This is a genomic window from Aliidiomarina sp. B3213 (genome assembly GCF_003290085.1).
Taxonomy (GTDB): domain Bacteria; phylum Pseudomonadota; class Gammaproteobacteria; order Enterobacterales; family Alteromonadaceae; genus Aliidiomarina.
Map to the genome: position 1 here is coordinate 142,362 of NZ_QMKJ01000001.1, position 24,122 is coordinate 166,483.

26 protein-coding genes are annotated in these 24,122 nt (G+C 45.0%); 20 read left to right on the plus strand and 6 right to left on the minus strand.

The window, feature by feature from the left end; translation table 11 throughout:
• Positions 1 to 19: 19 nt before the first annotated feature.
• Positions 20 to 604 carry a PilZ domain-containing protein gene (locus DQX04_RS00695; RefSeq protein WP_111913880.1) on the minus strand — a complete coding sequence of 195 codons (585 nt, stop codon included), beginning with the start codon at positions 602 to 604 and terminating at the stop codon, positions 20 to 22.
• Between the two features lie 105 nt (positions 605 to 709).
• Here DQX04_RS00695 and DQX04_RS00700 point away from each other — a divergent pair, with 105 nt between their 5' ends.
• Genes DQX04_RS00700 through DQX04_RS00710 form a run of 3 tightly spaced genes read left to right on the plus strand, consistent with a single transcriptional unit; the run spans position 710 to position 3,874 of the window.
• On the plus strand, positions 710 to 1,951 hold the full coding sequence (locus tag DQX04_RS00700; RefSeq protein ID WP_111913881.1) for a lipoprotein-releasing ABC transporter permease subunit: 1,242 nt from the start codon (positions 710 to 712) through the stop codon (positions 1,949 to 1,951).
• On the plus strand, positions 1,944 to 2,624 hold the full coding sequence (gene lolD / locus DQX04_RS00705; protein WP_111913882.1) for a lipoprotein-releasing ABC transporter ATP-binding protein LolD: 681 nt from the start codon (positions 1,944 to 1,946) through the stop codon (positions 2,622 to 2,624). The genes DQX04_RS00700 and lolD overlap by 8 nt, the downstream gene beginning before the upstream one ends.
• Complete coding sequence (locus DQX04_RS00710; RefSeq protein WP_111913883.1) at positions 2,624 to 3,874, plus strand: lipoprotein-releasing ABC transporter permease subunit; 1,251 nt, start codon at positions 2,624 to 2,626, stop codon at positions 3,872 to 3,874. Before lolD ends, DQX04_RS00710 begins: the two co-directional genes overlap by 1 nt.
• Here the strand turns inward: DQX04_RS00710 and DQX04_RS00715 are convergent.
• The gene (locus DQX04_RS00715; RefSeq protein WP_111913884.1) at positions 3,871 to 4,401 is read right to left on the minus strand and encodes a DUF2062 domain-containing protein; all 531 of its coding nucleotides are present in this window, start codon (positions 4,399 to 4,401) and stop codon (positions 3,871 to 3,873) included. The genes DQX04_RS00710 and DQX04_RS00715 overlap by 4 nt on opposite strands.
• A gap of 17 nt (positions 4,402 to 4,418) precedes the next feature.
• Here DQX04_RS00715 and DQX04_RS00720 point away from each other — a divergent pair, with 17 nt between their 5' ends.
• The 5 genes from DQX04_RS00720 (at position 4,419) to kdsB (ending at position 10,616) form a co-directional block, all read left to right on the plus strand.
• The gene (locus tag DQX04_RS00720) at positions 4,419 to 6,815 is read left to right on the plus strand and encodes a DNA internalization-related competence protein ComEC/Rec2 (protein WP_111913885.1); all 2,397 of its coding nucleotides are present in this window, start codon (positions 4,419 to 4,421) and stop codon (positions 6,813 to 6,815) included.
• A gap of 61 nt (positions 6,816 to 6,876) precedes the next feature.
• The gene (gene msbA, locus DQX04_RS00725) at positions 6,877 to 8,625 is read left to right on the plus strand and encodes a lipid A export permease/ATP-binding protein MsbA (RefSeq protein WP_111913886.1); all 1,749 of its coding nucleotides are present in this window, start codon (positions 6,877 to 6,879) and stop codon (positions 8,623 to 8,625) included.
• Positions 8,622 to 9,674 carry a tetraacyldisaccharide 4'-kinase gene (gene lpxK / locus DQX04_RS00730; protein ID WP_111913887.1) on the plus strand — a complete coding sequence of 351 codons (1,053 nt, stop codon included), beginning with the start codon at positions 8,622 to 8,624 and terminating at the stop codon, positions 9,672 to 9,674. The genes msbA and lpxK overlap by 4 nt, the downstream gene beginning before the upstream one ends.
• On the plus strand, positions 9,649 to 9,849 hold the full coding sequence (locus tag DQX04_RS00735) for a Trm112 family protein (protein WP_111913888.1): 201 nt from the start codon (positions 9,649 to 9,651) through the stop codon (positions 9,847 to 9,849). The genes lpxK and DQX04_RS00735 overlap by 26 nt, the downstream gene beginning before the upstream one ends.
• Positions 9,846 to 10,616, plus strand: coding sequence for a 3-deoxy-manno-octulosonate cytidylyltransferase (gene kdsB / locus DQX04_RS00740; protein WP_111913889.1), 771 nt, complete (start codon positions 9,846 to 9,848; stop codon positions 10,614 to 10,616). The genes DQX04_RS00735 and kdsB overlap by 4 nt, the downstream gene beginning before the upstream one ends.
• Positions 10,617 to 10,635: 19 nt before the next feature.
• Here the strand turns inward: kdsB and DQX04_RS00745 are convergent, their stop codons facing one another.
• The 3 genes from DQX04_RS00745 to DQX04_RS00755 all read right to left on the minus strand — a co-directional run bounded on the left by DQX04_RS00745 (position 10,636) and on the right by DQX04_RS00755 (position 12,916).
• Positions 10,636 to 11,655, minus strand: coding sequence for a GNAT family N-acetyltransferase (locus DQX04_RS00745; protein WP_111913890.1), 1,020 nt, complete (start codon positions 11,653 to 11,655; stop codon positions 10,636 to 10,638).
• A gap of 69 nt (positions 11,656 to 11,724) precedes the next feature.
• On the minus strand, positions 11,725 to 12,000 hold the full coding sequence (locus DQX04_RS00750; RefSeq protein WP_111913891.1) for a DUF1289 domain-containing protein: 276 nt from the start codon (positions 11,998 to 12,000) through the stop codon (positions 11,725 to 11,727).
• Positions 11,993 to 12,916 carry an AraC family transcriptional regulator gene (locus DQX04_RS00755; protein WP_111913892.1) on the minus strand — a complete coding sequence of 308 codons (924 nt, stop codon included), beginning with the start codon at positions 12,914 to 12,916 and terminating at the stop codon, positions 11,993 to 11,995. The genes DQX04_RS00750 and DQX04_RS00755 overlap by 8 nt, the downstream gene beginning before the upstream one ends.
• 139 nt (positions 12,917 to 13,055) lie before the next feature.
• Here DQX04_RS00755 and DQX04_RS00760 point away from each other — a divergent pair, with 139 nt between their 5' ends.
• From DQX04_RS00760 to DQX04_RS00790, 7 genes are all read left to right on the plus strand, one after another.
• On the plus strand, positions 13,056 to 14,558 hold the full coding sequence (locus tag DQX04_RS00760) for a CoA-acylating methylmalonate-semialdehyde dehydrogenase (RefSeq protein WP_111913893.1): 1,503 nt from the start codon (positions 13,056 to 13,058) through the stop codon (positions 14,556 to 14,558).
• A 9-nt stretch (positions 14,559 to 14,567) separates the two neighbouring features.
• Positions 14,568 to 15,725 (plus strand): acyl-CoA dehydrogenase family protein, encoded by a 1,158-nt coding sequence (locus DQX04_RS00765; protein WP_111913894.1) that lies wholly within the window; start codon positions 14,568 to 14,570, stop codon positions 15,723 to 15,725.
• An 11-nt stretch (positions 15,726 to 15,736) separates the two neighbouring features.
• Positions 15,737 to 16,876, plus strand: coding sequence for an enoyl-CoA hydratase/isomerase family protein (locus DQX04_RS00770; RefSeq protein WP_243618869.1), 1,140 nt, complete (start codon positions 15,737 to 15,739; stop codon positions 16,874 to 16,876).
• 2 nt (positions 16,877 to 16,878) lie between these two features.
• Entirely contained in the window at positions 16,879 to 17,775 is an 897-nt protein-coding gene (gene mmsB, locus DQX04_RS00775; protein ID WP_111913896.1) for a 3-hydroxyisobutyrate dehydrogenase, read from the plus strand.
• A gap of 24 nt (positions 17,776 to 17,799) precedes the next feature.
• The gene (locus DQX04_RS00780) at positions 17,800 to 18,564 is read left to right on the plus strand and encodes an SDR family oxidoreductase (protein ID WP_111913897.1); all 765 of its coding nucleotides are present in this window, start codon (positions 17,800 to 17,802) and stop codon (positions 18,562 to 18,564) included.
• Positions 18,565 to 18,689: 125 nt separating this feature from the next.
• Positions 18,690 to 19,247, plus strand: coding sequence for an RNA polymerase sigma factor (locus DQX04_RS00785; protein ID WP_165831907.1), 558 nt, complete (start codon positions 18,690 to 18,692; stop codon positions 19,245 to 19,247).
• Positions 19,234 to 20,058, plus strand: a complete 825-nt coding sequence (locus tag DQX04_RS00790; RefSeq protein ID WP_111913899.1) for a hypothetical protein — start codon at positions 19,234 to 19,236, stop codon at positions 20,056 to 20,058. The genes DQX04_RS00785 and DQX04_RS00790 overlap by 14 nt, the downstream gene beginning before the upstream one ends.
• Positions 20,059 to 20,144: 86 nt before the next feature.
• On the opposite strand, the gene DQX04_RS00795 is transcribed toward DQX04_RS00790, so the two are convergent.
• The gene (locus DQX04_RS00795) at positions 20,145 to 20,666 is read right to left on the minus strand and encodes a hypothetical protein (protein WP_111913900.1); all 522 of its coding nucleotides are present in this window, start codon (positions 20,664 to 20,666) and stop codon (positions 20,145 to 20,147) included.
• Between the two features lie 592 nt (positions 20,667 to 21,258).
• Between DQX04_RS00795 and DQX04_RS00800 the strand changes: the two genes are divergently transcribed.
• The 5 genes from DQX04_RS00800 to DQX04_RS00820 all read left to right on the plus strand — a co-directional run bounded on the left by DQX04_RS00800 (position 21,259) and on the right by DQX04_RS00820 (position 24,114).
• On the plus strand, positions 21,259 to 22,005 hold the full coding sequence (locus tag DQX04_RS00800) for a hypothetical protein (RefSeq protein WP_111913901.1): 747 nt from the start codon (positions 21,259 to 21,261) through the stop codon (positions 22,003 to 22,005).
• Between the two features lie 224 nt (positions 22,006 to 22,229).
• Complete coding sequence (locus tag DQX04_RS00805) at positions 22,230 to 22,679, plus strand: hypothetical protein (RefSeq protein ID WP_111913902.1); 450 nt, start codon at positions 22,230 to 22,232, stop codon at positions 22,677 to 22,679.
• A 184-nt stretch (positions 22,680 to 22,863) separates the two neighbouring features.
• Positions 22,864 to 23,046, plus strand: coding sequence for a hypothetical protein (locus DQX04_RS00810; protein WP_207916215.1), 183 nt, complete (start codon positions 22,864 to 22,866; stop codon positions 23,044 to 23,046).
• Between the two features lie 493 nt (positions 23,047 to 23,539).
• Complete coding sequence (locus DQX04_RS00815; RefSeq protein ID WP_111913903.1) at positions 23,540 to 23,818, plus strand: type II toxin-antitoxin system RelE/ParE family toxin; 279 nt, start codon at positions 23,540 to 23,542, stop codon at positions 23,816 to 23,818.
• The gene (locus tag DQX04_RS00820) at positions 23,818 to 24,114 is read left to right on the plus strand and encodes a HigA family addiction module antitoxin (RefSeq protein WP_111913904.1); all 297 of its coding nucleotides are present in this window, start codon (positions 23,818 to 23,820) and stop codon (positions 24,112 to 24,114) included. The genes DQX04_RS00815 and DQX04_RS00820 overlap by 1 nt, the downstream gene beginning before the upstream one ends.
• Positions 24,115 to 24,122 lie beyond the last annotated feature (8 nt).

Below are 24,122 nucleotides of genomic sequence, written 5' to 3' on the forward strand. Positions count from 1 at the left end.
AGAAACTTCCCTTGAGGGTTTAACCTTTGCGATCTTCTGCGCGTTTTTTCAGCAAGCGGCTTTGTGCGTGCAAACTGGCGCGAACAATAATTTCTTGGTCGTCTTCTCGAATGAGGTTAAAAGCTAGCGTGACCTGCTGTTGCTCGCCGCTTGCAGTGACTTCAGCTACTTCGGCATACGCATATACTGCCGCTGCAATGTCGCGTAAAAATAGCTTAACTTGTGCTAGGTCACCTTCTTTAAAGCTATTCGCGGGAGCCTCTATTTTGAATCCTCCACCACCGTATTCGAGTGTTTGGAAACGGTGATCGCTGTCGTCCTCACGGCTCAGTACATAGCCGAGGAGTAAATTTAATTTGGTATTTTGCTGGTGCAGTACGTCTTGAATCACTTTCGCAATATCACCTAGACCACGAAGTGCTTGGGCACTGTTTTGGTCCACAGCACGAATATCGTTGGCTAACCGAAACACTTCTGGCACCTCGGATTCAAACACTTCAAAGCTGTCTGGAACTTGCTCTGCAGTAACAGGAATAACGCTTACAGGCACGGCTTCTGCAATGCAGTAAAACTCCTGATATCGTGCTAATGCGCTGTCGCTCATGGGAAACTCCATAGTTCTCTGTTGTGTCAAACCGTTCTAGTCATTATCCTTGAAGGATTGTTTTTAGCAAGCATCCGAATTTTCGGTGCTCTACATGGTAGTTGCATGTTTCAACCAGCCGAATTATTTATCGCTCTGCGTTATAGCAGAAGTAAAAGAAAAAAAGGCTTTGCCGCTTTTATACGACGAGTATCAACTTTTGGCATTACATTAGGTGTGATGGCATTAATTGTTGTGAGTTCCGTAATGAATGGCTTTGAACATGAATTAAAAGCCAGAATATTAGGGCTCGTTCCGCACGTCACTATTTCTCAAGCTGATACTGGGCGACTAGAGAACTGGCAAAGCACAGCCCAGGCAGTCGAGTTTCCCGCGCAAGTGCAAGCTTGGTCTCCTTTTTTAAGTGCTGACGGTTTAGTTCAAGGTACCCAGAACATGCAACCCGTTCGGCTACAAGGTGTATTTCCGGACCTTGAGCCACCGCAAAGCATTTTACAAAGCTCTATGGTGCAAGGCCGCCTCACTAACCTTGAACCCGGGGAATATGGCATTGTACTGGGAAGAAGTTTAGCGAACCAACTCAATGTTTGGATTGGCGATAGTGTTCGTGTAATGGCCGCTGAGGGCCAACGATATACATTGTTAGGAGCTATTCCAGCGCAAAGAAACTTTACTGTAGTGGGATTGTTCTCAGCTGGCTCGGAAGTTGATCAGCAAATTATATTTTTACATGGCGAAGACGCGCGTAGGCTGTTTCGCTATGAACCCGAGCAGGTCACTGCTATTCGCCTTTATTTGAAAGATGCATTTGCTGCACCTGCGGTAGTCGAACAGTTGAACCAAGCATTTGCAGAGGCAGAGATGAGTGGCATGAGTGTGCAAGGTTGGGAAAAGCGATACGGTCGTTTGTTCTCTGCAGTAAAAATGGAAAAAACCATGATGATGGTGATGCTGACATTGGTTGTTATCGTAGCTGCTTTTAATGCCATTTCCGCCCTTGTTATGTTAGTGCAGGACAAACGCGGTGACATTGCTGTGTTGCAAACCTTGGGCATGACACCCCACCGTATTTATCGCACGCTGATGTTACAAGGCGTATACACAGGAGGTGTGGGTGCAACCGTGGGTCTAGTTCTAGGGTTACTCATTACCGTGTCGTTAAATCCTATTTTGACAGCTGTGGGTGTGTCTATTTTCGGTCAAGGCGAAGCATTACCGTATGATTTTCAAATTGTGCAAATTCTCACAATTTTTGGTTTAGCAATTGTGCTCACCTTATTAGCAACCATTTACCCAGCCTTTCGGGCTGCGCAAATAAGACCCGCGGAGATACTACGGCATGAATAATTTGGTCGAAATTAACAATGTATTCAAAACATATGCCGATGGAGCAAGGGAAGTGCCGGTGCTGAAAGGCGTTTCTTTGAAACTTGCGAGCGACGACATGTTAGCTATCGTAGGCTCCTCTGGCTCTGGGAAAAGCACCTTACTTCATGTGCTAGGTGGGTTAGATACCGCTGACTCTGGCGAACTTCAGGTTGCAGGTGAGCAAATTGGTAAACTCAATACCAACCAACTTGCGAACTGGCGTAACCAGCATTTGGGGTTCGTGTATCAATTCCATCATTTGCTCAATGAATTCACCGCGCTGGAGAATGTTGCTATGCCTGCGCTGATCGCAGGCTTAAATCCTAAAGACGCGGAACAAGCAGCATTAGCTTTATTAGAACGTGTAGGGTTAAGCGAGCGAGCAAATCACTTACCGTCTCAACTTTCTGGTGGTGAGCGTCAGCGTATCGCAATTGCAAGAGCACTAGTCAACAAGCCGAAATTGGTGTTAGCGGACGAACCTACGGGTAACTTAGACGAAGACACCGCAGCACTAATTTACAAGCTTATGGTAGAGCTTAATCGTGAATTAGGAACCGCTTTTATTGTGGTTACCCATGACTATGAATTGGCTCGCGCATTGCCGAGAACTATGGCTATGGATCACGGTACATTGGTTGAGGCGTCTTAATGAACTTACCGTTGCAACTAGCTCGCCGCTTTCGAAAAACCAAAGGTAGTAATCGTTACTTAAACTTTATTTCATGGTCTTCTTCTGTGGGAATTGGTTTAGGCACAGCGATCATGATTATTTTGCTATCGGTCATGGACGGTTTTGAAGCTTCTCTTGAAAACGAGCTACTGGCGGTTGTTCCTCATGCTGAAGTTGAAGCAGTGCAAGGCGGTTTATTGAACTGGCGCAATGTAGTTGCAACAGCTGAGCAACATAGCAATGTTATTGCGGCTGCACCTAATATTCGATTTACCGGGTTGCTGCAACAAAACCAACAGTTTCATGGCGTGCAAGTTCGTGCAATAGACCTTGAGTTGGAACATCGTGTTTCAGACATTGAAAGTTACGTGTCTGCAGCGCATTGGCAAAACTTTCAAAATAACAGCGAAGGTATTCTGATTGGTCAGGGCTTAGCTGAGCAATTAGGAATTGAAATAGGGCAAACATTACAACTCATGTTGCCTGAATTAGGTGAACAGCGTTCGGTAGGTAGCCGCTTAAGTAAACCAAAACGATTTAATGCTGAAGTTGCGGGGTATTTTCAATTTGGTGGAGAGTTAGACTTTCGCACTGCTTTTATACACTTAACCAAAGGGCAAGAAGTTACACAGCTCGACGATAGTGCCAACGCTGTACGACTTAAACTTCGCGACATTTTTTCTGCGCCAAGTACCGTATCGGAAGTGGGGTATCAAACCAATGAATACGCTTACATGCATGACTGGATGAGAACCGAAGGTCACCTTTATAGAGATATCGAGCTAGTTAAAGTGGTAATGTATTTGGTGCTGGTATTGGTCATGGTGGTCGCTTCATTCAATATCGTGGCAACGCTCATGATGCAGGTTGAGGAAAAGAAGGCCTCGATCGCTATTTTAAAAACTATGGGTATAAAAGACCGAACCTTGGTACAAACATTTGTATGGCAGGGCGCGTTAAGTGGTATTCCAGGAGCTATTGTAGGTGCATTTGTGGGCGTTATTGGCGCTATTCAATTGCCTACGTTTGTTGCCGCCATAGAACGACTGACCGGAGCTACAGTGTTGCCAGCGGATATTTATTTTATTAGCCGAATTCCAACGCAAGTGGCCTGGCAAGATGTTTTATTTGTAACCGTAGTGGCTATTGTCGCAAGCTTACTTGCTACGATTCACCCAGCCCGTAAAGCGGCGCAAGTGGCTCCTGCGGAATCGTTACGACACCGTTAACCTTCAGTCCGTAACCGGCGTGCTTCACGCCGAGCATTCCATGCACTTCTCACCGCATGTCGCCACATGCTGCGCACAACTATATAGCCCGTTAAGCCCGCGAGAGAACCGATAACGATGCTGCCGAGCATGAGGGCTGGCAGAATGTTTAAAATGCCTGAAGTAAACCAAGCGATACTCATCTCAAATTGGAAAGACTGTCCCGGTTGCTGCAGTAAAAACGTTCCTACTTTGTAAGAAGCGTATACAAAAGGGGTAATCGTGAGTGGGTTAGTGATCCACACTAACGCGACCGACAAAGGTACGTTTACGCGTGTCATGACTGCAAGGGCTGCAGCAATAAGCATATGTAACGGGAAAGGTAAGAACGCTACGAAGAGTCCAATCGCGAAAGCCCCTGATGCACTGCGCCTATTCAAGTGCCAATAGTTCGGGTTGTGCACCCAACTCCCCAAAATACGCAATGACTTCACAGATTGAAGCTTGCGCGGATCGGGTATTAGTCCTTGAATAAACTTTTTAGGCATGGACGCTCAAACTCTTCATGAAATTAACGTATTTCCCATGGGTTGTTGGCACAATAGGTGGTTTACTGAGTTCACCCCTAATGCCAGTGTTGAGCCCATTATGGGGTATAACTGTTGCACTTCTATTAGCCACAGTGTGTGTAGCTTTACAAAAGCTGCCACACATTATTTCAAAGCTTGTTTTTGCACCGCTGAATTTGCAGTCTTTTTACATTATAGACGGCTGCAAACTGTTGGGTGGCGTATTGTGCGGTATGTCGTGGGTAATTTTCAATCTATCCATGCAATTTTCCTGGCAACTTGACCATACACATTGGCGCGAACCTACACGTATTCATCTTCAGGTTGAGTCGTTGGCGGAAAGTGACGATTTGCGAACTAGGCTCGATGGCTGTTTAACACAAGCTCCAACCAGCTGGCAGATACCTAACCGTGCCTGCCCTCTCAAAGTTAGGGTGTATTGGTATGCAGACGAAAGACCAAAAGTGAGAGCCGGAGAAACATGGTCGTTTGTGGCTCGTTTAAAGCCGAGTGCCGCAACATTAAACCCTGGATTATTCGACTATCAAAAATACCTAGCTCGTCATCGTATTCGTTTACTTGGTTCGGTTACAGAAGGAAAAAAGCTTAGCTCAGCACGTGCTTTGAGTGTTGCTGCAATGCGGCAGCATGCATTTGAAGCATTAGAGCAAGAGCGTGACGAGCTCGGTTATGCCGGTTTAATCCTTGCCCTAGGTCTAGGAGAGCGGCAGTGGTTAACAACCGAACAGTGGGATACTTTGCGAAGAACAGGGCTTTCGCATGTTGTCGCTATTTCTGGGTTGCACCTTAGTTTGGTTTTCACATTTTGCATCTTGCTACTCAAGCGTTGTGTAAGCGTTCGGTGGCTATCGAAGTGGAGCTACTTTCATAGACACTCAGAACTGCTCAACAGGGTAAGAAAAATACTTATTTTTGCTAGTGGTTTTGCTTTAGCCTTTTTCTATGCCGCGCTAGCGGGCTTTCCTATAACCACCCTTCGAGCACTCATACTAATTTTAGTGGTGGGTTTTGCTATGCTTAGCCGTGAACACAGCGGCATGCTGAAAATATGGTTTTATGCGGTGTTGCTGATTCTATGGTTAGACCCATTAGCTTATTTGGATACGGGCTTTTGGTTATCCATTTGTGCCGTGCTGAGCATTTTCGTTTGGCATTGGCGCGAGCGCGTAGCCTCAAGTCAAAACTTAGTCCGCAAATGGCAAATACTTTGGCGCTTCGAAGTCATGTTACTGATTATGCTATTGCCGGTTTCTATTTTGTTTTTTCAAGGTATTGCTTGGCTAGCTCCAGTCACCAATGTATTACTTATTCCGGTCTTTACCGCGTTACTTATTCCTATCACTTTAATTTCCATCGTCGCTTCATGGTTTTGGCCCCAGTTAGCCAATACCCTGTGGTGGTTATTAGATAAAGTCTATCAAGCTATGTTTTCGGTACTCGATCGTGTGGCAGCAGCAGAGTTTGCTTGGTTCGAGGTATGGGATCCATTTTGGGGTTGGTGGCTCTTCGCTTCAGTACTTTGCTGTTACTTACCCTTTCGGTTTAAGTATAAGGTTGCTGTGTTTGTTACTTTGGTTATCTTCGCCGCCCTGTATGCACTGAACAAATCTTCCTCAGCTTTTGCTATTCATGTGTTAGACGTTGGACAGGGGAACGCTATCGTTATTGAGCAAGGAGGCCGCAGTGCAGTTATTGATACAGGACCCGCGTACCATACCGGTTACAGTGCTGGCGCAAGTACGGTTATTCCATTTCTAAAGCGCCGCGGTTTAATTCTCGATTGGGGCGTGGTGTCTCACCAACACCTTGATCATAGCGGAGGACAAGCCGCATTGCAGGAAGCTTTCCCTAATGCGCTTTGGTTAGATAATAATAATGCCGCACAGGGATGTTATTTTGGCCAGCATTGGCGCTGGCAGGAGGTGACTGTGCGCGTGTTAGCGCCATTACCCGGCCCTAGGTTTGGTCAAAATAACGACAGTTGCGTTATATCTGTAGAGTATCAAAACCAACGGGTTTTGCTTCCCGGAGACAGTGGTTATATCAATGAGTTAAGGCTATATGGGCGTTACCAAGACATGTTAAAGCATGACATATTGTTGGTGTCTCACCATGGTTCTAAACGGTCGAGTCAGCCGGAGTTCTTAGACGCGGTAGCCCCTGACATAGCGGTGGTTAGCCGCGGCTTTGCCAATCAGTTTGGTATGCCTAATCAAGAAGTTTTAGCGCGCTATGCTAATCGCAATATCGACTTTTATGACACAGGGCGGCATGGTCAGGTTTCATTGTTATTTAAAGAAAATGAGTGGCAAGTGAGACTGGCACGACCGCTAGAAAACACACCGTGGTTTCATCAACTTCCCGCAGAGTAGCTAGTCATTTCACCGCAAGACAATGTACAATGAAAACAGATCGTAAAAATAAGCGAATTGCATGGACTCTAATACACAACGCCAAAGAAGTTTTCGTCGTCTAGTACAGTACATCAAACCTTTTCGGCTCGCTTTTGCTTTAGCCATCATTGGTATGATTGGCTATGCGGGCGTCGACACGTTTTTCTTCTACCATATCGAAACCCTCATTGACGAAGGCTTAGGTGCAAGTAACCCGAAAATATTGGTGTATGGGGCTATATTCGTTCCTTTCGTGTTTATTCTTCGTGGCTTCTTTAACTTTATTTCAAGCTACTTTCTTAGCTATGTGGGCTTTCATGTCGTGACAAACCTAAGACAAGAATTGTTCGAACACTTAATGCGCGTTCCAGTGTCTTATCACGACAAAATGTCGACCGGTGATCTGATCTCAAAAATAACCTACGACACTCAGCAGCTCGCTGAAGCTTCTAGCCGAGCCATTCTCACCATGGTTCGTGAAGGTGCGTTCGTAATAGGCCTTGTGTCGTTAATGATTTACCACAGCTGGCAGTTGTCGCTTGTGTTTCTGCTGATTGGCCCGGTGGTTGGCAAGGTGGTTACCGTGGTGTCGCGCAAATTTAGGCATACCAGTGGCAAAATTCAAACTGCAATGGGCAACGTAACGACAACTGCAGAGCAAATGATTAACGGTCATAAAGTTGTTGTAATGTTTGAAGGGCAAGAAAAAGAAGCGTCTCGGTTTTCGGGTATTAATCAGTCTACCCGTCAGCAGAACTTAAAACTGGTCAATATTCGCACCATCAGCACCTCAATTATTCAACTTATAGCGTCACTGAGCCTTTCCATGGTGCTCTTTATCGCAAGCTTCCCGTCTATGCTTGAAGACTTAACTCCAGGCGCATTTACTACGCTACTGACGAGCATGATCATGCTATTACGACCGTTGAAGCAATTAACCAATGTGAACGCAGACTTACAACGAGGTTTAGCGGCTGCAGCAAGTGTATTCGAAGTATTGGATCAGCCGAAAGAACAAGACCAAGGCACATACGACGCGAAGCGTGTAAAAGGTGACTTAAGCTTTAACAATGTTTTGTTTCGTTATGTAGAAGGTGAAGAAGCAGCATTAAAAAACATCTCGTTTAATGTTCCTGCGGGTAAGTCGGTTGCGTTAGTGGGGCGCTCTGGTAGTGGTAAATCAACGGTTTCAAACTTGCTCACCCGTTTTTATGACATTGAAAGTGGTGAAATACTCGTAGATGACAAGAACGTCCAAGACTACACTTTGAAGTCTTTACGTAAGCAATTTGCAGTCGTTTCGCAAAACGTGACGCTATTCAATGACACGATTGCCAACAACATAGCCTACGGCGCAGGTAAAGAAGTAACCCGTGAAGACATCGAGAGGGCGGTGAAGCTAGCCTACGTCGATGAATTTACAGACAACTTGCCGAATGGTTTAGAAACAATGGTAGGAGAAAATGGTGTGATGTTGTCTGGCGGACAGCGTCAGCGAATAGCCATTGCTCGTGCGTTATTAAGAGACGCGCCTATTCTTATCCTAGATGAGGCAACTAGCGCATTAGACACAGAGTCTGAGCGTCATATTCAAAAAGCTCTCGACAACTTACAGCAAGATCGTACGTCACTCATTATTGCGCATCGGTTGTCTACGATTGAGCAAGCAAACGAAATATTGGTGTTAGACCACGGTCAAATCATTGAACGTGGTACACACGACAGTTTACTGGAACAAAAGGGTGCTTACGCGCAGCTTTACAATATGCAGTTCGGTGGTATTCAGTGAGTCACAAAATTGAACATTGGTGGTATGAAAAGAAACTAGCGTGGCAACTATTCCCGTTGGTGCCTTTGTCGTTTGTGTTTAGTGTGCTGGCTGCACTTCGCCGGTTTTTGTTCTGGTGCAAAATCAAACGTACTTGGAAGGCACCCGTTCCGGTAGTGGTTGTAGGCAATGTAACGGTTGGTGGTACAGGTAAAACACCTACTGTGCTGTCTATTGTGGAGCTGCTCAAACAAGCGGGCTTGAAACCAGGCATAGTTTCGCGAGGGTACGGTAGTGAAGGGCCATACCCTGCACTGGTGACTAGCGCTTCTTGCCCAAGCCGCGTAGGTGACGAGCCAGCGATGCTTCATAAATTAAGCGGTGTTCCGGTAGCTGTAGATCCAGTAAGAAAGAAAGCCGCGCAGCATTTATTAGAGCAATGCGACGTGAATGTTATTGTTGCCGACGATGGCCTACAGCATTACGCACTTGGTCGCGACATTGAACTAAGTGTCGTGGATGGCCGTAGAGAGTTTGGAAATCAATGGTTGTTACCGGCAGGACCTATGCGCGAAAGGGTCAAGCGTTTGCAAAAGGTAGACTGGGTATTATTGAATTCGCCTTCGGAAAGCTTCTCTGAGTCTCTTGAGTCTTTGCCTGCCGTACCTATGGAGCTCAGAAGCGTTGGCTGGCGCCGAGTAACCGACGACTCTGAAATTGAAGTTCCAGACGGCGAAACAGCAATTGTGATTGCCGGGATTGGACATCCAGAGCGGTTTTTCAATACGGTGCGCGAGCAAGGAATTCAAATTGCTGAAACACGCGTGTATCCAGACCATTACCAGTACAGCTCGCAAGATTTTTATCGTGTGAGCAACCAGTTTCCAGTGCTTATGACTGAAAAAGATGCCGTAAAGGTTAAGTCTTTTGCTCGACCGCATTGGTATTATTTAAAAGTTGAAATGGCGTTTCCTGAAACCTTTAAAGAAGCGTTAATTGCTCGGGTTTTAGAAACCCAAACAAAACTGTCAGAGGTGAACTCGAATGAGCGTTCCGGCAAACCTGCTTAGTATTCTTGCCTGTCCTTCATGCAAAGGAAAGTTAGTGTGGGGAGAAAATCGTGAGTCTCTAATTTGTAGAGGCGAACGTTTGTCGTATCCTGTGCGCGATGGCATTCCTGCATTAATTAGGGTTGAAGCAACCGAACTTTCACCTGAAGAATTAGAAAAGGTAGATAAGGCATGAGCTTTACGGTCATCATTCCAGCGCGTTATAACTCGTCAAGATTACCGGGTAAGCCATTAGCAGACATCAACGGTAAGCCAATGATTCAGCATGTGATGGAACGTGCTGAAGCTAGTGGCGCTGCTGAAGTTGTAGTGGCGACAGATGATGAGCGTATATTCAAAGTAGTGACTGACTTAGGCGGTCACGCCATGATGACGTCTCCTGATCATACTTCTGGAACCGAGAGGCTTGCGGAAGTTATTGAAAAGTTGGCGTTGGCAGAGAATGAAGTTGTGGTGAATGTTCAGGGTGATGAGCCGTTAATTCCACCTGAGATTATTCATCAAGTTGCAGAAAATCTGCAAGCACAGCGTTCTGCACCGATGGCTACACTGGCTGTACCGCTCACCGATGCTGAAGAAATTTTCAACCCAAATGCTGTAAAAGTGGTTCGTGATTTATCGGGCTATGCAATGTACTTCAGCCGGGCTCCAATTCCTTATGATCGCGAGCGCTTCAAACAGGGTTCCGCTCCTGGAGTAACGCAAGAAGTAATAGAATCGACGTGGGCTCGCCATATTGGTATTTACGCGTACAGAGCAGGATTTGTGGCGCGTTATGCAGAATGGGAGCCTAGCCCAATCGAAATCACGGAGTCGTTAGAGCAGCTTCGTGTACTTTGGCATGGTGAGAAAATTCATGTTGCCGACGCAATACGTACACCCCCGGCAGGTGTAGATACCGAGGATGACCTAAAACTGGTTCGTCAACAAATCAGTCAATAAACTCAATGTGCCCGACCTATTAAAGGTTGGGCACTATAAAACGTGCGAAAAGCATAATTGAACAAACACTCCACAAACCAAGGCTTAATATAGGTACAAACTGAAGCAGTTTGGCGGTGGCACTAGTTTTCTCTGCTCCATGATGCAAAATACGCGGCATATGAGGGTCTAAATTGCATTGGCTCTGATCAAACGCTCTTACATTTGCTTTGTGAAAATCTAAATACGCTAAGCCACTTTTAATCTTATTGTAAAACATTAGGTTAATTACCAACCCGAATATAATCAGAATGGAAACCATCCAAGGATCGGTACTTTCCATGTCCCGCTCTATTAAAATGGCGAATGCCGTTAACAGTGCCGTCATAAACGTGACAAGCATACCAAGCTTGGTCCAATTTAGGTTGTCTTCATGCATGTATAGGTCGGCTGCAGTTTGAGACTTCTCAACCAACTGAGTCAGTGCTTCAGAACCTTTGCCTCTAGCCATTCGTGTTTCGGGTAAGCTTCCTTTTTTACTAAAGCACCAAATTGAGCGGGTACGTATTTCACCATCAAAATCAGGAGGCGGCGTTAAATCCCAAAGATGTTTAAATCCAGCTCTTTGGTGAAACTCGATCGACTTTGTATTCAGAGGCTCATTAACGACGGCTGCAAGTGCATAATCCTGTCTCATCTCTTTGAATAGCTTATTGTAGAGTTTGAATGCTGCTCCTCTAACTTTGCTGTCACGATTGGCACAGATCTGTTTGATAAGAACAAAGTCCTCGATAACGGAGAACCTTAGGCAAGAGTTAATGACTTCTTCGGGTTTGATGCTGTCGCGACTGTAGGCAAGAAGAAAAGCGTCGATGGTGCCGTCTGTTTCTGCAATCCAAAAGTACTCTGCTGAATCAACGTACTGGTGGTAGGTTTCTTTGCTGAAGTTAGAAATCAAAAATCCAGTTCTTTCGGGCGCTTCTTGGTTGCTCAGCAACCACTGCTCTGCGAGTGCATGAATGTGATCAACGTCTTCGTGGGTTGCGACTCTAATGTCCATGGTGGCGAATACTCCTGTAACAACTTGAAGCGTGAGAATACTAGAAAGGAGGGCCGAGTTGCAAAAGAGTTACCAAGGTAGAACGAGCTGTTCTTGGTCATCTCCAGCTTGTTGGTCTTCCTGTGCTTGTAGTTGCGCGAGAAAGGCTGCTTTTCGCTTCTGGCGTAAACTGAGTTTTCGTAAAATCTCTGAACGTTCGGCTTCTGGCTTGTTATGCCAGTCAAAGCGTTCTTCGCGCGATCGTAGACATCCTTTACAGTAGCCTTTTGGACCAGACTCACATACGCCTATACAAGGGTTGGGTAGCTTGAACATCTCGATTTGTTCTAGAGGTTGATCACTCATTGTTTGCTTCCTCTAGTCGTTGTTTTTTACGATAGTGTTGAGGTGCAGAACCTGTATGCTTTTTGAATAATCGAGAAAAATAGTAGGGGTCGTCAAACCCTAAAGTTTGGCTGATTTGCCGAACTGTGTGTTCGCCTTCCTTAAGCATTTGCGCAGCCTGTTGAACTTTCATGTGCGTAAAGTACTGCAATGGTGACAATCCGGTAACCTTTCTGAATCGTTTACTAAAGTGAAACTTCGAGAGCCCTGAAAAACGCGCTAACTCTTCTAATTGTAGCGTTTTATGACTGTTGTCGCGCATAAACCGGTCTAATGCTTCTAAATCAAATTCATTTCTATCAGAACTTTCTTTGTTTGCTAGCAAAGGAATTTCGCTGAGCAGTTTGCGTAATAGGGAGCTGGCTAGTATGCCTTTATCTAACGAAAGTCGATCATGTTGGAGGTTTAATAGTTGAGTAACCTCAGCGAGAAGAGGTCGCCAATTGCTTAAGGTGATCACGGGCCGGAAGTTTCGTTGGAAGGCACTTTTTAAATTAAGTGGAATACCAATATAGTCCATGAATTGCTCTACGCGTTCACCGTCAAAATGAGCCCAATAAATACTCCATGGCTGGTTCGTGTCTGACTGGTAAGTGTGGCTAACTCCCTTAGGTAAAACAAGTATTTGCCCGGGCACTAAATAGCCTTGGTGCCTACCTATACGGAACTTGCCGCGTCCTCCATGACAGAAAATAAGTAAGTAGTCGGTATGAACATTTCTTCTTACCACGTGTCCGGTAGCGTCTAAATAGTGACCATAGGCAATAGGATACAAATCGCGCGACAAAGGGTGCTGTTGCAATTGTTGCAATAGGGGCTGAGGCAAAATAAGTCTGGAACTTCCCGACGGAAGTGGCCAATTTGAAGGTTGACTCATGCAGCTCCTTTTGTAATGGCTTTGTGCAGCAATATTGTCCATTGTAGCGCCAATTTTATCGATTCTAAAGTGCGCTAGCCTCTGATTTAATACGTTCACGTTAAAAAAGTGTTTTTACTTTCTAAGAAAGGAACGAAAAATGAGTCAGCAACAACGCGTAAAGCTTTTTATCGACGGCGAATTTATTGAATCCGCATCGACCAAGTCTATTCCAGTGACTAACCCCGCAACACAAGAAGTGCTGTGTGAAACGCCGTTAGCGACAGACGACGAAATGAAGCGTGCTTTTGCAAGTGCGAAAGAAGCATTCAAAACTTGGAAAGAAGTTCCTGTTTCAGAGCGTGCGCGTGTAATGATGCGCTACCAAGCATTGTTGAAAGAACACCACGACGAAATTGCTGAAATTCTTGCTAAAGAGACCGGTAAAACATTCGACGACGCCAAGGGTGACGTTTGGCGTGGTATTGAAGTTGTTGAACAAGCTGCGAACATTCCTGCGCTTACGATGGGTGAAACCGCTGAAAACGTAGCTCGCGGCATCGACACCTACAGCTACATTCAGCCGCTAGGTGTGTGCACAGGTATTACACCATTTAATTTCCCTGCAATGATTCCATTGTGGATGTTCCCAATGGCCATTGCTTGCGGTAACACATTTATTTTGAAGCCATCTGAGCAAGACCCAATGACACCAACACGCTTAGCGGAATTGTTTGCTGAAGCGGGTGCGCCAAAAGGTGTTTTACAAGTGGTTCATGGTGCTAAAGAGCAAGTAGACTTTCTATTGAACCACCCTGAAATTCGCGCAATTTCATTCGTGGGTTCTGTGCCAGTAGGTCAGTATATCTACCGTACAGGTACTGAAAACTTGAAGCGCGTACAAGCTTTCGCAGGTGCTAAAAACCACTGTGTAATCATGCCAGACGCGAACAAGAAAACCGTTGTAAATAACTTGGTTGGTGCATCAGTAGGTGCAGCAGGCCAACGTTGTATGGCTATTTCTGTTGCTGTGTTTGTAGGTAAGTCGAAAGAGTGGATTCCAGAATTAGCGGAAGAGCTGGCAAAGGTTAAACCAGGCGCTTGGGACGACGAAAACGCTGCATACGGACCGCTTATTAGCCCCGCTGCTAAACAGCGCGTGCTTGATCTTATTCAAAAAGGTAAAGAAGAGGGCGCGGAGTGTTTGGTTGACGGCTCTGACTGCAAAGTTGAAGGCTTCCCAGACGGTAACTGGGTTGGACCTACATTCTTTAGTAAAGTGACTAAAGAAATGACTATTTACCAACAGGAAATATTCGGTCCTGTATTGTGTGCAGTTGAAGTAGACACGCTAGAAGAAGCGTTAGAACTTGTGAACAGCAACCCTTACGGTAACGGTACTTCAATCTTTACCACTAATGGTGCTTCGGCTCGTAAGTATCAGCACGAAGTTGAGGTAGGTCAGGTGGGAATTAATATTCCAATTCCAGTGCCACTACCTTTCTTCTCGTTCACAGGTTGGAAGAACTCATTCTTCGGTGATTTACATGCTTATGGTAAGCAAGCGATTCGTTTCTACAGCGAGACTAAAACCATCACCGCGCGTTGGCCGGAAAGTGAAATCGACAACGAAGGCCCTAACATGACCATTAAATTGCAGTAAGAGGTAGTTATGAATTTCAATTTAACTGACGACCAACAGGCGTTTGTAGACACAGCGCGTGCTTTTGCTGAAAAAGAAATGGCGCCTCATGCGGGTAAGTGGGACGAAGAGCATCATTTCCCGATTGAAGTGTTCCGCAAAGCCGGTGAAATGGGCTTCATGGGCATGTACACGCCAGAAAGTGCTGGCGGCTTCGGAATGAGCCGCTTAGACAGTGCTTTAATTTTCGAACAACTAGCGATGGGTTGTACCGCAACTACAGCCATGATGACCATTCACAACATGGTGACATGGATGATTGGCTCGTTCGCTAAGCCAGAAGTTTCTGAGCAATGGTGCCCAGAACTTGTGATGGGTCAGAAGCTTGGTTCTTATTGCTTAACTGAGCCGGGTGCAGGTTCAGACGCAGCAAGCTTGCGTACATCGGCTAAAAAAGAAGGCGATGAGTACGTATTGAATGGATCGAAAATGTTCATCTCAGGTGCTGGCTCTACTGACGTATTAGTTGTCATGGCAAGAACCGGTGGAGAAGGTGCCAAAGGCATTTCAGCATTCGTAGTGCCTGCTGACGCAGAAGGTATTCACTACGGTAAAGCCGAAGAAAAAATGGGCTGGAACGCACAGCCTACGCGCTTGGTTACTTTTGAGAATGTCCGTATTCCAGCTGCAAACTTACTTGGCGAAGAGGGTGAAGGCTTTAAGTTTGCCATGATGGGGTTAGACGGCGGTCGTATAAATATTGCGGTATGTTCAGTAGGTACTGCGCAAGCGGCTTTAAATACTGCACGCGACTACATGCACGAGCGTTCTCAGTTCGGCAAACCACTTGCTGCATTCCAAGCGATGCAATTTAAGCTTGCTGATATGGCAACAGAACTTGTTGCGGCTCGCCAAATGGTGCGTTTAGCTGCATTTAAAGTAGATAGCGAAGACGCTGATAAAACCTCTTACTGTGCAATGGCAAAACGCTTCGCTACCGACATTGGTTTCCAAGTATGTAACGAAGCACTGCAAATTCATGGCGGTTACGGTTATATCAAAGAGTATCCGTTAGAGCGTCATGTTCGCGACGTACGTGTGCATCAAATTCTTGAGGGTACTAATGAAATCATGCGCTTAATTATTGCGCGTCGATTATTAGCTGACGGTGCCGCTGAACTGTTATAAGCGAGGGAATGATGAGTCAGGAACAAGCTGTAAAGTTTGCAACAATAGACGCTCAGAACGGGAAGAAGATTGGAGTGGCAACACTCAATTCTGAGCGTTCCTTGAATGCTTTAAGCCTTGAAATGATCAAGCTCTTGTCACCACAACTTGACGCTTGGGCAGAAGACGACAATATTGCTTGTGTGTGGCTTGAAGGTGCCGGCGAGAAAGCGTTTTGTGCGGGTGGCGACATTGTACAAATGTACCATGCGACCAAAGCGCAAAACGCAGATACTACTAAGCCAAAACCAGTAGAAGAGGTTGTGGACTTCTTCACTAAAGAATATCGCTTAGATTACAAAATCAGAACCTATAAAAAGCCAATCGTAGTTTGGGGCCATGGTTTCGTAATGGGCGGTGGTATTGGTTTAATGAACGGTGCTAGCCATCGTGTCGTTACCGAGCATTCAAGATTAGCCATGCCAGAAATTAGCATTGGTTTATACCCGGATGTGGGCGGCACATGGTTTTTAAGCCGTTTACCTGAAGGTATGGGACTATTCTTGGGGCTTACTGCTGCGCAAGTTAATGCGACCGACGCATTATGGTTAGGTATGGCCGACGTTGCGATTCCATTTAATGCGAAACAGTCTGCAATTGAAGCATTGCAAGGTGCAGACTGGTCTGCAGATATAAGCCAAAACCATAACTTAGTAGACGACGTTCTTCGTGGCGTAGGCGATGCAACAGCAATGCCTGAAGCACAGTTAGAGCCATTGCATGAAGTGATTCGCACACTAATGACTGGTGAAGATTTAACTGCGGTTGCGCATCAATTTACGCAATACCAAACCGACGAAGAAGCTTTGGTTCGTGGTCAGAAAACGCTTCAGCGTGGTTGTCCCATGACTGCCCATATAGTTTGGCAGCAGCTTCAGCATGGCGAACAACTATCGATTGAAGACGTATTTCGCTTAGAGCTTACGCTATCGGTGAATTGCGCCATCCATGGCGACTTTATTGAAGGCGTTCGTGCTTTGCTTATTGACAAAGACAAGCGTCCGCAGTGGCGTCATGCGTCTATCGACGTTATTGGCGAGCGCGACGTAGACGAAATGTTTACTTCGCCTTGGAGCGCAGAAGCGCACCCACTTAAGGATTTAGGGGAATAATCATGGCAAATGTAGGATTTATCGGGCTAGGTAATATGGGTGGCCCAATGGCGACAAACTTGGTGAAGGCAGGGCACGACGTGACTGTTTTCGATTTGTCGCAAGAAGCCTTAGCAACATTGAAAGAAGCGGGTGCGGCCGTTGCAGAAAGCGCAGAAGCTTGTGTGAAAGGTAAAGACATTATTGTGTCTATGTTACCTGCTGACAAGCACGTACTGGGTTTATACCTTGGCGAAGGCGTTGAGGGCGACGGCATCGCTGACGCAATTGAAGAAGGTGCATTAGTTGTAGATTCAAGCACGATTAGCGCAGACACCGCACGCAAACTTGCTCAAGCACTCGTGGAAAAAGGTAAGCGTGTAATCGACGCACCTGTTTCTGGTGGTGTGGGTGGTGCTAAAGCTGGCACGCTGACCTTTATTTGTGGCGGCGACGGTGGTGACATTGAAGAAGCGCGCCCAGTGCTTGAGTCGATGGGTAAAGCCGTATTCAGAGCAGGTGAGCACGGCGCAGGCCAAGTTGCGAAAATCTGCAATAACATGCTTCTAGGTGTGTTAATGGCCGGTACTTCTGAAGCGTTACAGCTTGGTCGTGCGCAAGGGCTAGACGCAAAAGTACTTTCAGAAATCATGCTGCAAAGCTCTGGCCGTAACTGGACGCTAGAAGTGTATAACCCATGCCCAGACGTAATGGACGGTGTGCCTTCAAGCAACGACTACAATGGCGGGTTCCTAGTCGATCTCATGTTAAAAGACTTAGGTTTGGCATTGGATACGGCAAAACAGTCGGGTAATGAAACGCCTATGGGCGAGCGTGCTAAAGAACTGTTTGCAGAGCACAGCGCAGAAGGTTTCGGTGGCTTAGACTTCTCAAGCATTTTTAAGAAGTTTGGCAAGTAAAAAGAATTGAAGGAATAAACGAACATGCAAATTTCAGACGCAGTAATTGTAATTACCGGTGGCGCGCAAGGCTTAGGCCGCGCAATGGCTGAAGACTTCGCTTCACGCGGCGCTTCACTAGCTCTTATCGACATGAACGCAGAGCAGCTACAAGAAGCACAAGCAAGCTGTGAAAAGTCAGGGGCGAAAGTAGTACGCACATACTCTGCTAATGTAACTAACGAAGCAGAAGTAGAGTCTACTTTCGGTGCTATCGACGCAGACTTCGACGGTATCGACGTACTTGTAAACAACGCAGGTATTTTGCGTGACGGTATGTTGATCAAGTGCAAAGAGGGTGAAATCACTCACAAAATGCCACTTTCACAATGGCAGTCAGTGATCGACGTAAACCTTACCGGAACATTCTTGTGTGGCCGTGAAGCGGCAGCTGTTATGGCGAAGCGCGAGCGTAAAGGTGCGATCATCAACATTTCTAGCGTGGCAAGAGCCGGTAACATCGGCCAAACCAACTATGCAGCAACTAAAGCTGGCGTAGTGGCAATGACCGTAACTTGGGCGCGCGAGCTTGGTCGTTTTGGTATCCGTTGTGGCGCAATTGCACCAGGTTTCATCGAAACACCAATGACTGCTGCTATGAAACCAGAAGCAGTAGAGCGCGCACTTTCAATGGTACCGCTTAAGCGTTGGGGCCAACCCAGTGAAGTTGCAGACTCTGCACGTTTCATTATTGAAAACGACTTCTTCAGTGGCCGTGTCATTGAAATTGATGGTGGCGTGAGACTTTAACGTTCCGTTTATGAAGTTATGATAAAAGCCAGCTTATTAGCTGGCTTTTTTTTTTGAGGTTTCTGTAAGAATTTGAGTGCTGATTCCGTCTAGGTATTAAATTCACCACAAATATGGAGAGGCAATTGCCAACTTCAAACATAAAACAACGGATATCCAAGTTAGCCGGTGAGTACGGCAGCCTCGTTTATCAGTGCGCATATAAGATATTGGGAGACCGGCACCAAGCCGAAGATATAGCCCAAGAAGTTTTTCTTAAACTATTTAAGAAGTCGTGCGCGCAAATGGACGAGGTTCAACATTGGGGCGCTTATCTCAAAACAATGGCAACATCTGCCAGTTGTGATTTTCTGCGCAAGCGTTACCACCAGCAAGAGGTGTCTGAGCAGGCTGAAGTTTTACCTTTTGTTCAGCCAAACAACGACCAACTTTCTGGCCCGGAGCGAAGTGTTGAAAATCAAATACAACTCGACCTATTGCGTGAAGCTTTAGCAAGGCTGAAACCGCAGGAAGCAGAGGTTTTTGTATTAAGAAACATTGAGCAACTGAGTTACCAGGAAATAGCAGACCAGCTCGCAATAAATAGTGGTCATGTGGGAGCTATTTTACACCGCACCAAAGACAAACTTGCCGTGATTTTTAGTGAAACAAATTCAGAGGAAGCCGTTCATGTCAGCAACTAATTCAAATGAATACTTAGTCGACCAAGCAACGCAAGCTATGCGCAACCAAGGTGATAGTGAAGAGTATGCAGAGCAAGTCAGTTTGCGTATACAGAATTTAATTGACGCTCAGCCTGAGCAAGCGCAAGAAAAACGTACCTCATGGTTAAGAGGTTTCTTGCAAAGCATGGCGAAAGCGAAGTTACGGACAGCTAGTGCGTTTAGCGCGGTAGGTGCAGTGGGGATAGCTACTTTACTGTTTTTAGGCTCTACAAGTACTCCGTTGTATGCCGATATGGTCGCTAAATTAAGAGACATTACCAGTTTAACTTACCAGGGCAGCATGCATGCACGAGGTGAACACTTGATGGATATCAATGTGTTTTACCAGCATCCAGATAAGGTTCGAGTAGAAACTTTGCCAAGCGGTTCAGCAGAAGGTGGTGCCACCATTAATATCATGGATATCGCCAATGGGCAGGGGCAAATCATTTTTCCTGAGCAAGGGATGAACGTGCCTTACCAGTTTGACCCAGAACAAAACGGTCAAACGAATGAAGAAGAGGACCCGCTAGCTTGGTACGACACCTTACTAAATGCCGATCCAAGTACTGTGACGACGCTTGATAGCATTGAAGTAGACGGCAAGCTGTTGACTGGGTTCTTAGTTGAAGAGCAGGGTACACAAGTTCGTGTTTGGGTGGACGCGAATACGGAATTGCCTGTGCGTTTAAACGTGCTAATACCTGGACAAAGTGAACAAGCCACGTTTGAGTTGCAAGCCGAGCTTACTTTCAACGAAACTATCGATGAGAATTTGTTTCAATATTAATTACTATTGGTCTTCGTATTCAGTTCGATAGCGATATAAAAAAGCCAGCTCTTTGGAGCTGGCTTTTTTGGAACAACGACAGGGGGTTATAACCAACCCGCAGACTTCAATATATCCATGGTTGAGTTTGTAAACGGAAAAAGTAATGCGCCAAAAATAGCGATTCCGCCAACTACTTTCGTGGCTTTTAATACAAAAGAGTATTTCATTAATTTATTTAGAAGAGCGAAGGCAATCGCGAAAACTAGAATATAGCCAATGACTTTCCCCGTGTCGCTGTAGCCAATCCAACCCATGTCTCGAATTATTGGAACACTTATATAGCTGATGCCAGCCGAGTATGCGATTTGAGTAATAGGGTCTTCAAATGAAATTGCGCACATTAATACCACTAGTAGGAAAAACGCACTGAGCAGAATAGCCGCAGGGGCGATGATATAGGTTAAAAGTCCTAAGTCGTCCGCTAAAAAATGTGGTGTAAAAAAGCCGACTAGCCAGTAGAGCCCAAACATAAGCGCACCGACACCAATATAAGTGCCCATAACAAAGTTTGATAAATTTTCCGCTGCTATTTGGTTGCCATCGACAACAACTACTCTTTGAACCATCTATATACTCCTTGTGATTCATTATTATTGTAATTTGCGTATACGCGGAGCTTTAATGGCGAAATTCAGCTGGAAGGGAGGTGAAAAAGTATTTTGCTTTTTGCTTCCTGCATTAACTTCGCACAGCTTGCGCATGTGGGTTGTCCATAAACAGCTCCCATATTGGAAGCTACTTTGACTAGATAGCCTGACTTTATCCCGACACAGGGCACTGTGCAAGCGGTTGTTGTAGCTAAATCTGAGTAATTGCTAACTGTACTGATGGGAGATATTGCTAAAGAAATACAGGAATCAAACTAAGCTCTTGCTCCGGTATTTTCAGAATTGTGGAGTTAATGACTTGTCGAGAATAAGCAACGGAAATCTCGCGGTAACATATAAAAAGGGATGAAAGATGAGAGGGATAACAGTTTTTGGTTCGTTATTTTTAGGATGTGCGCTGCCGTTTACGCTCTGTCACACATACAGCTTTCTCATCCGTATTGTAATAGCACTTATAAAAACTAAAACTCATAACAAGATGCTGCTACGGAAAATTTAGTCGCTTCGCTCCTAAATTTCCGCAGAGCACGGCGTTATCTAGGAAATTATGATGTATATATTCAGCCTCTTACTTAGTTCTTTACTCTCTGCACCTCCAGAGCCTATTGCTCAAATGGAATGCCCTGAGTTCGTTGAAGAAGTGGCATTAGAACTGGAACCAAATAAACAGTATTTCCGCGACACAGTTAGGGCTAGAGTGGAACGTAGAGAAGTGTCTGACGCTGAATTATTTAACTTCTTTAAACAGTTTGGTGAGAATGAAAGAAAAATAAAGTTAGCTAGTAACGAATTGTTAGCTAACGAAATTGGTGCGCCTATCGTTTATTCGATGGAATATTATCAAGAAAAGTATTTTGGTCTAGAAAATCATTTAACAATTCATCATGTACCAGCGGCAGTAACTTATCAAACGCCATTCGGACACTTAGCTGGGGATTCACAAGGTGAGTTCGGCGGCGAGCTGGTTTTTGTGAACAATTCTGGAGTAGTTGAACTTATCCAAGATATGAATGTGGAAGACATCTACAAGTTTGACTTTGGTTACGTGGTAACTGCTGGTTTAAGGCATATGGGCAGTGACAGAGGTACGCTTTATCTCGTTACCTTTTTAGATGGCGAGCCTCAAATAACAACATTGTTTGGTTTAATTGGTGCTCCTGAAACTAGTTTGAAATTGTCCAATGGTGATTTATTAATAAACTCTCGCGATGGAAGCCAAGTATTAAGAACCGATGGTTCGCTAGAGCGAGTTTCGTGCGTCAGCAATGCAAACCGAAGAATATTGGACAATATCTAGCGATTACAAGAGGACGCAATGGACAGCAGTGTTTATGAGCTACATTCAGAACGACCAACCTCTGAACCACATTATAAGACAAACCCTACTCACACGTTTTTTGTTCACACCGCTGTACTAACCCAGAACCAAAACACAGGACTTTCAGCTAAAACTCAGTTAAGTTACTAAATCTTAATATCAACCCAGTATAAGGCTATACAATTCAAAGGTGTTTTCAAACGATGCATGAGTATTTTAAGAAATTTGGCTTTGGTTTCTTCTGGGGTGGTGGCTTTATTGTGGCCTCACTGCTCGTTTTTGCTCTATACATGGTTTTTGGTGAAAGAAAGGTGTCGGAGATAGCGGAAGAATTTTATAGAGCTGACATGCTCGAGCAGCTAAATGAAAAATGGATAATAAACTATGATATCGAAGTATTGAATATCTACAAATTAGAAAACCAGTTACGAATCACCGCGTCGGTGCAAAGTCATTCTGATGAACTATCTTATATTCCCAGGACTGCATTTGATGTCTTCAGTTCAGATGGAGACTTCATCACCAAATGTAATTATTCTTACAATCGTTCAACAGCCATCGAAAATAAAATTGTGTACTTAGAAGCAACCTGCGATGTTTCCGCGTTGCAAGCAGAGCAAGCAAATTATGCTGTTGGGGAGTTCATATTCTAAGAAGATCTATTTCAAGCTGTAAAGTCACTTACGTTGGAGTTCCGATGCTTAGTGCGTTGTGTAGGAGATTATAGCTGACTTAAACTTCTATTATAGAAATTGATGCCGTAGTGCTATAACGCCAAAATGTCCTAGCACTTGGAGAATATTATGAGCGATACATCGAAACGTTCTACAGTATATTTTGACCCTCAACTACACGCGGCGCTTAAAGGCTGCGCATACCCATCGTTCACTATCTGAGATCGTCAATGACGCTGTTCGCGCTGCGTTGTCTGAAGATCAGCAAGATCTAGCAGCGTTTGAAGAACGCGTTGCTGAACCGACAATGAGCCATGAAGGATTGCTGAATGAAATTAAAAGATAACCCTCGGACTAAAGTCACGTTCATAGCTGGAGCATTGCAGAATACAAAAGGCTTATTATGCTTACAGAGACTGCCACAATAACTAAAATACCTGTTGCCAATCCGTTGATAAAGGCAAAACACTGCGACACTCTCGATTTCTGAATGTTTAATCTCCCGTTTAAAGCAAGAAACGCAATACTGCTCGTCCATATTGTTGTACTGAAGAAAAACCCTAAGATAATTAGCGCTTCTAGGTTATACCGTGCGATTTCTATCTCCTGATATTGTATAGAGTCAGTACCATGGAGAAATAAAAGGAAGCCACAAAAAAGAGTTGGAAATATGAATATACAAGCGTTTAGAAAAGCGCAAAGTCAAGCCAAACCCAAAAGTTTTCAGTTTTTATTCTGTGAATTATTTCAACTTAACCTACCTGACTAAATCTTTTAACGAAGCCGACCACTAGTGGAAGTCACTTGACAGTGTTGCGCGTTGCGCTACACTGAGCTCCATGATTAAAACTTTCAAGCACAAAGGATTGAAGCTTTACTTCGAAACCGGAAGTACTCGCGGGATTCAAGCGAACCATGCTACGAGGTTACGTATGCAATTAACAGCTTTGAATACTGCGATGGAAGTTTCAGATCTTAACATTCCAGGGTACAAGCTCCATTTATTAAAAGGGAACCGGAAGGGAGTTTGGTCAATCACGGTCAGTGGAAACTGGCGGTTAACTTTTGAGTTTCGTGACGGCCATGCGTATCTGCTTGAATATGAGGACTATCACTAATGTCTGTGATGTTTAACCCAGCCCATCCGGGCGAATTTATTATTGAAACGTACATGCAACCTTATGGATTAAGTTGTCGTTATCTCGCGGGTAAATTGGATATTTCGCCTTCTACGTTAAATCGAGTTTTAAAGGGGCAAAGTGGCGTTAGCCCAGAAATGGCTTTGCGTCTTTCTAAAGCATTAGGTAGGAGCCCAGAGAGTTGGCTAGCAATGCAAGATGCGTATGACTTATGGCATGCTGAAAAGAGTTTAAGTTTAGAAAAGGTTCAAAAACTCGATCTCTCCGCTGCTTAATAGGAGTA

Excerpts from the sequence above, each read along its gene's own strand:
- DQX04_RS00695 (WP_111913880.1), bottom strand. The coding sequence starts at position 604 with ATGAGCGACAGCGCATTAGCACGATATCAGGAGTTTTACTGCATTGCA.
- DQX04_RS00700 (WP_111913881.1), top strand. The coding sequence starts at position 710 with ATGTTTCAACCAGCCGAATTATTTATCGCTCTGCGTTATAGCAGAAGT.
- lolD (WP_111913882.1), top strand. The coding sequence starts at position 1,944 with ATGAATAATTTGGTCGAAATTAACAATGTATTCAAAACATATGCCGAT.
- DQX04_RS00710 (WP_111913883.1), top strand. The coding sequence starts at position 2,624 with ATGAACTTACCGTTGCAACTAGCTCGCCGCTTTCGAAAAACCAAAGGT.
- DQX04_RS00715 (WP_111913884.1), bottom strand. The coding sequence starts at position 4,401 with ATGCCTAAAAAGTTTATTCAAGGACTAATACCCGATCCGCGCAAGCTT.
- DQX04_RS00720 (WP_111913885.1), top strand. The coding sequence starts at position 4,419 with ATGAAATTAACGTATTTCCCATGGGTTGTTGGCACAATAGGTGGTTTA.
- msbA (WP_111913886.1), top strand. The coding sequence starts at position 6,877 with ATGGACTCTAATACACAACGCCAAAGAAGTTTTCGTCGTCTAGTACAG.
- DQX04_RS00735 (WP_111913888.1), top strand. The coding sequence starts at position 9,649 with ATGAGCGTTCCGGCAAACCTGCTTAGTATTCTTGCCTGTCCTTCATGC.
- kdsB (WP_111913889.1), top strand. The coding sequence starts at position 9,846 with ATGAGCTTTACGGTCATCATTCCAGCGCGTTATAACTCGTCAAGATTA.
- DQX04_RS00745 (WP_111913890.1), bottom strand. The coding sequence starts at position 11,655 with ATGGACATTAGAGTCGCAACCCACGAAGACGTTGATCACATTCATGCA.
- DQX04_RS00750 (WP_111913891.1), bottom strand. The coding sequence starts at position 12,000 with ATGAGTGATCAACCTCTAGAACAAATCGAGATGTTCAAGCTACCCAAC.
- DQX04_RS00755 (WP_111913892.1), bottom strand. The coding sequence starts at position 12,916 with ATGAGTCAACCTTCAAATTGGCCACTTCCGTCGGGAAGTTCCAGACTT.
- DQX04_RS00760 (WP_111913893.1), top strand. The coding sequence starts at position 13,056 with ATGAGTCAGCAACAACGCGTAAAGCTTTTTATCGACGGCGAATTTATT.
- DQX04_RS00765 (WP_111913894.1), top strand. The coding sequence starts at position 14,568 with ATGAATTTCAATTTAACTGACGACCAACAGGCGTTTGTAGACACAGCG.
- DQX04_RS00770 (WP_243618869.1), top strand. The coding sequence starts at position 15,737 with ATGAGTCAGGAACAAGCTGTAAAGTTTGCAACAATAGACGCTCAGAAC.
- mmsB (WP_111913896.1), top strand. The coding sequence starts at position 16,879 with ATGGCAAATGTAGGATTTATCGGGCTAGGTAATATGGGTGGCCCAATG.
- DQX04_RS00780 (WP_111913897.1), top strand. The coding sequence starts at position 17,800 with ATGCAAATTTCAGACGCAGTAATTGTAATTACCGGTGGCGCGCAAGGC.
- DQX04_RS00790 (WP_111913899.1), top strand. The coding sequence starts at position 19,234 with ATGTCAGCAACTAATTCAAATGAATACTTAGTCGACCAAGCAACGCAA.
- DQX04_RS00795 (WP_111913900.1), bottom strand. The coding sequence starts at position 20,666 with ATGGTTCAAAGAGTAGTTGTTGTCGATGGCAACCAAATAGCAGCGGAA.
- DQX04_RS00800 (WP_111913901.1), top strand. The coding sequence starts at position 21,259 with ATGTATATATTCAGCCTCTTACTTAGTTCTTTACTCTCTGCACCTCCA.
- DQX04_RS00805 (WP_111913902.1), top strand. The coding sequence starts at position 22,230 with ATGCATGAGTATTTTAAGAAATTTGGCTTTGGTTTCTTCTGGGGTGGT.
- DQX04_RS00815 (WP_111913903.1), top strand. The coding sequence starts at position 23,540 with ATGATTAAAACTTTCAAGCACAAAGGATTGAAGCTTTACTTCGAAACC.
- DQX04_RS00820 (WP_111913904.1), top strand. The coding sequence starts at position 23,818 with ATGTCTGTGATGTTTAACCCAGCCCATCCGGGCGAATTTATTATTGAA.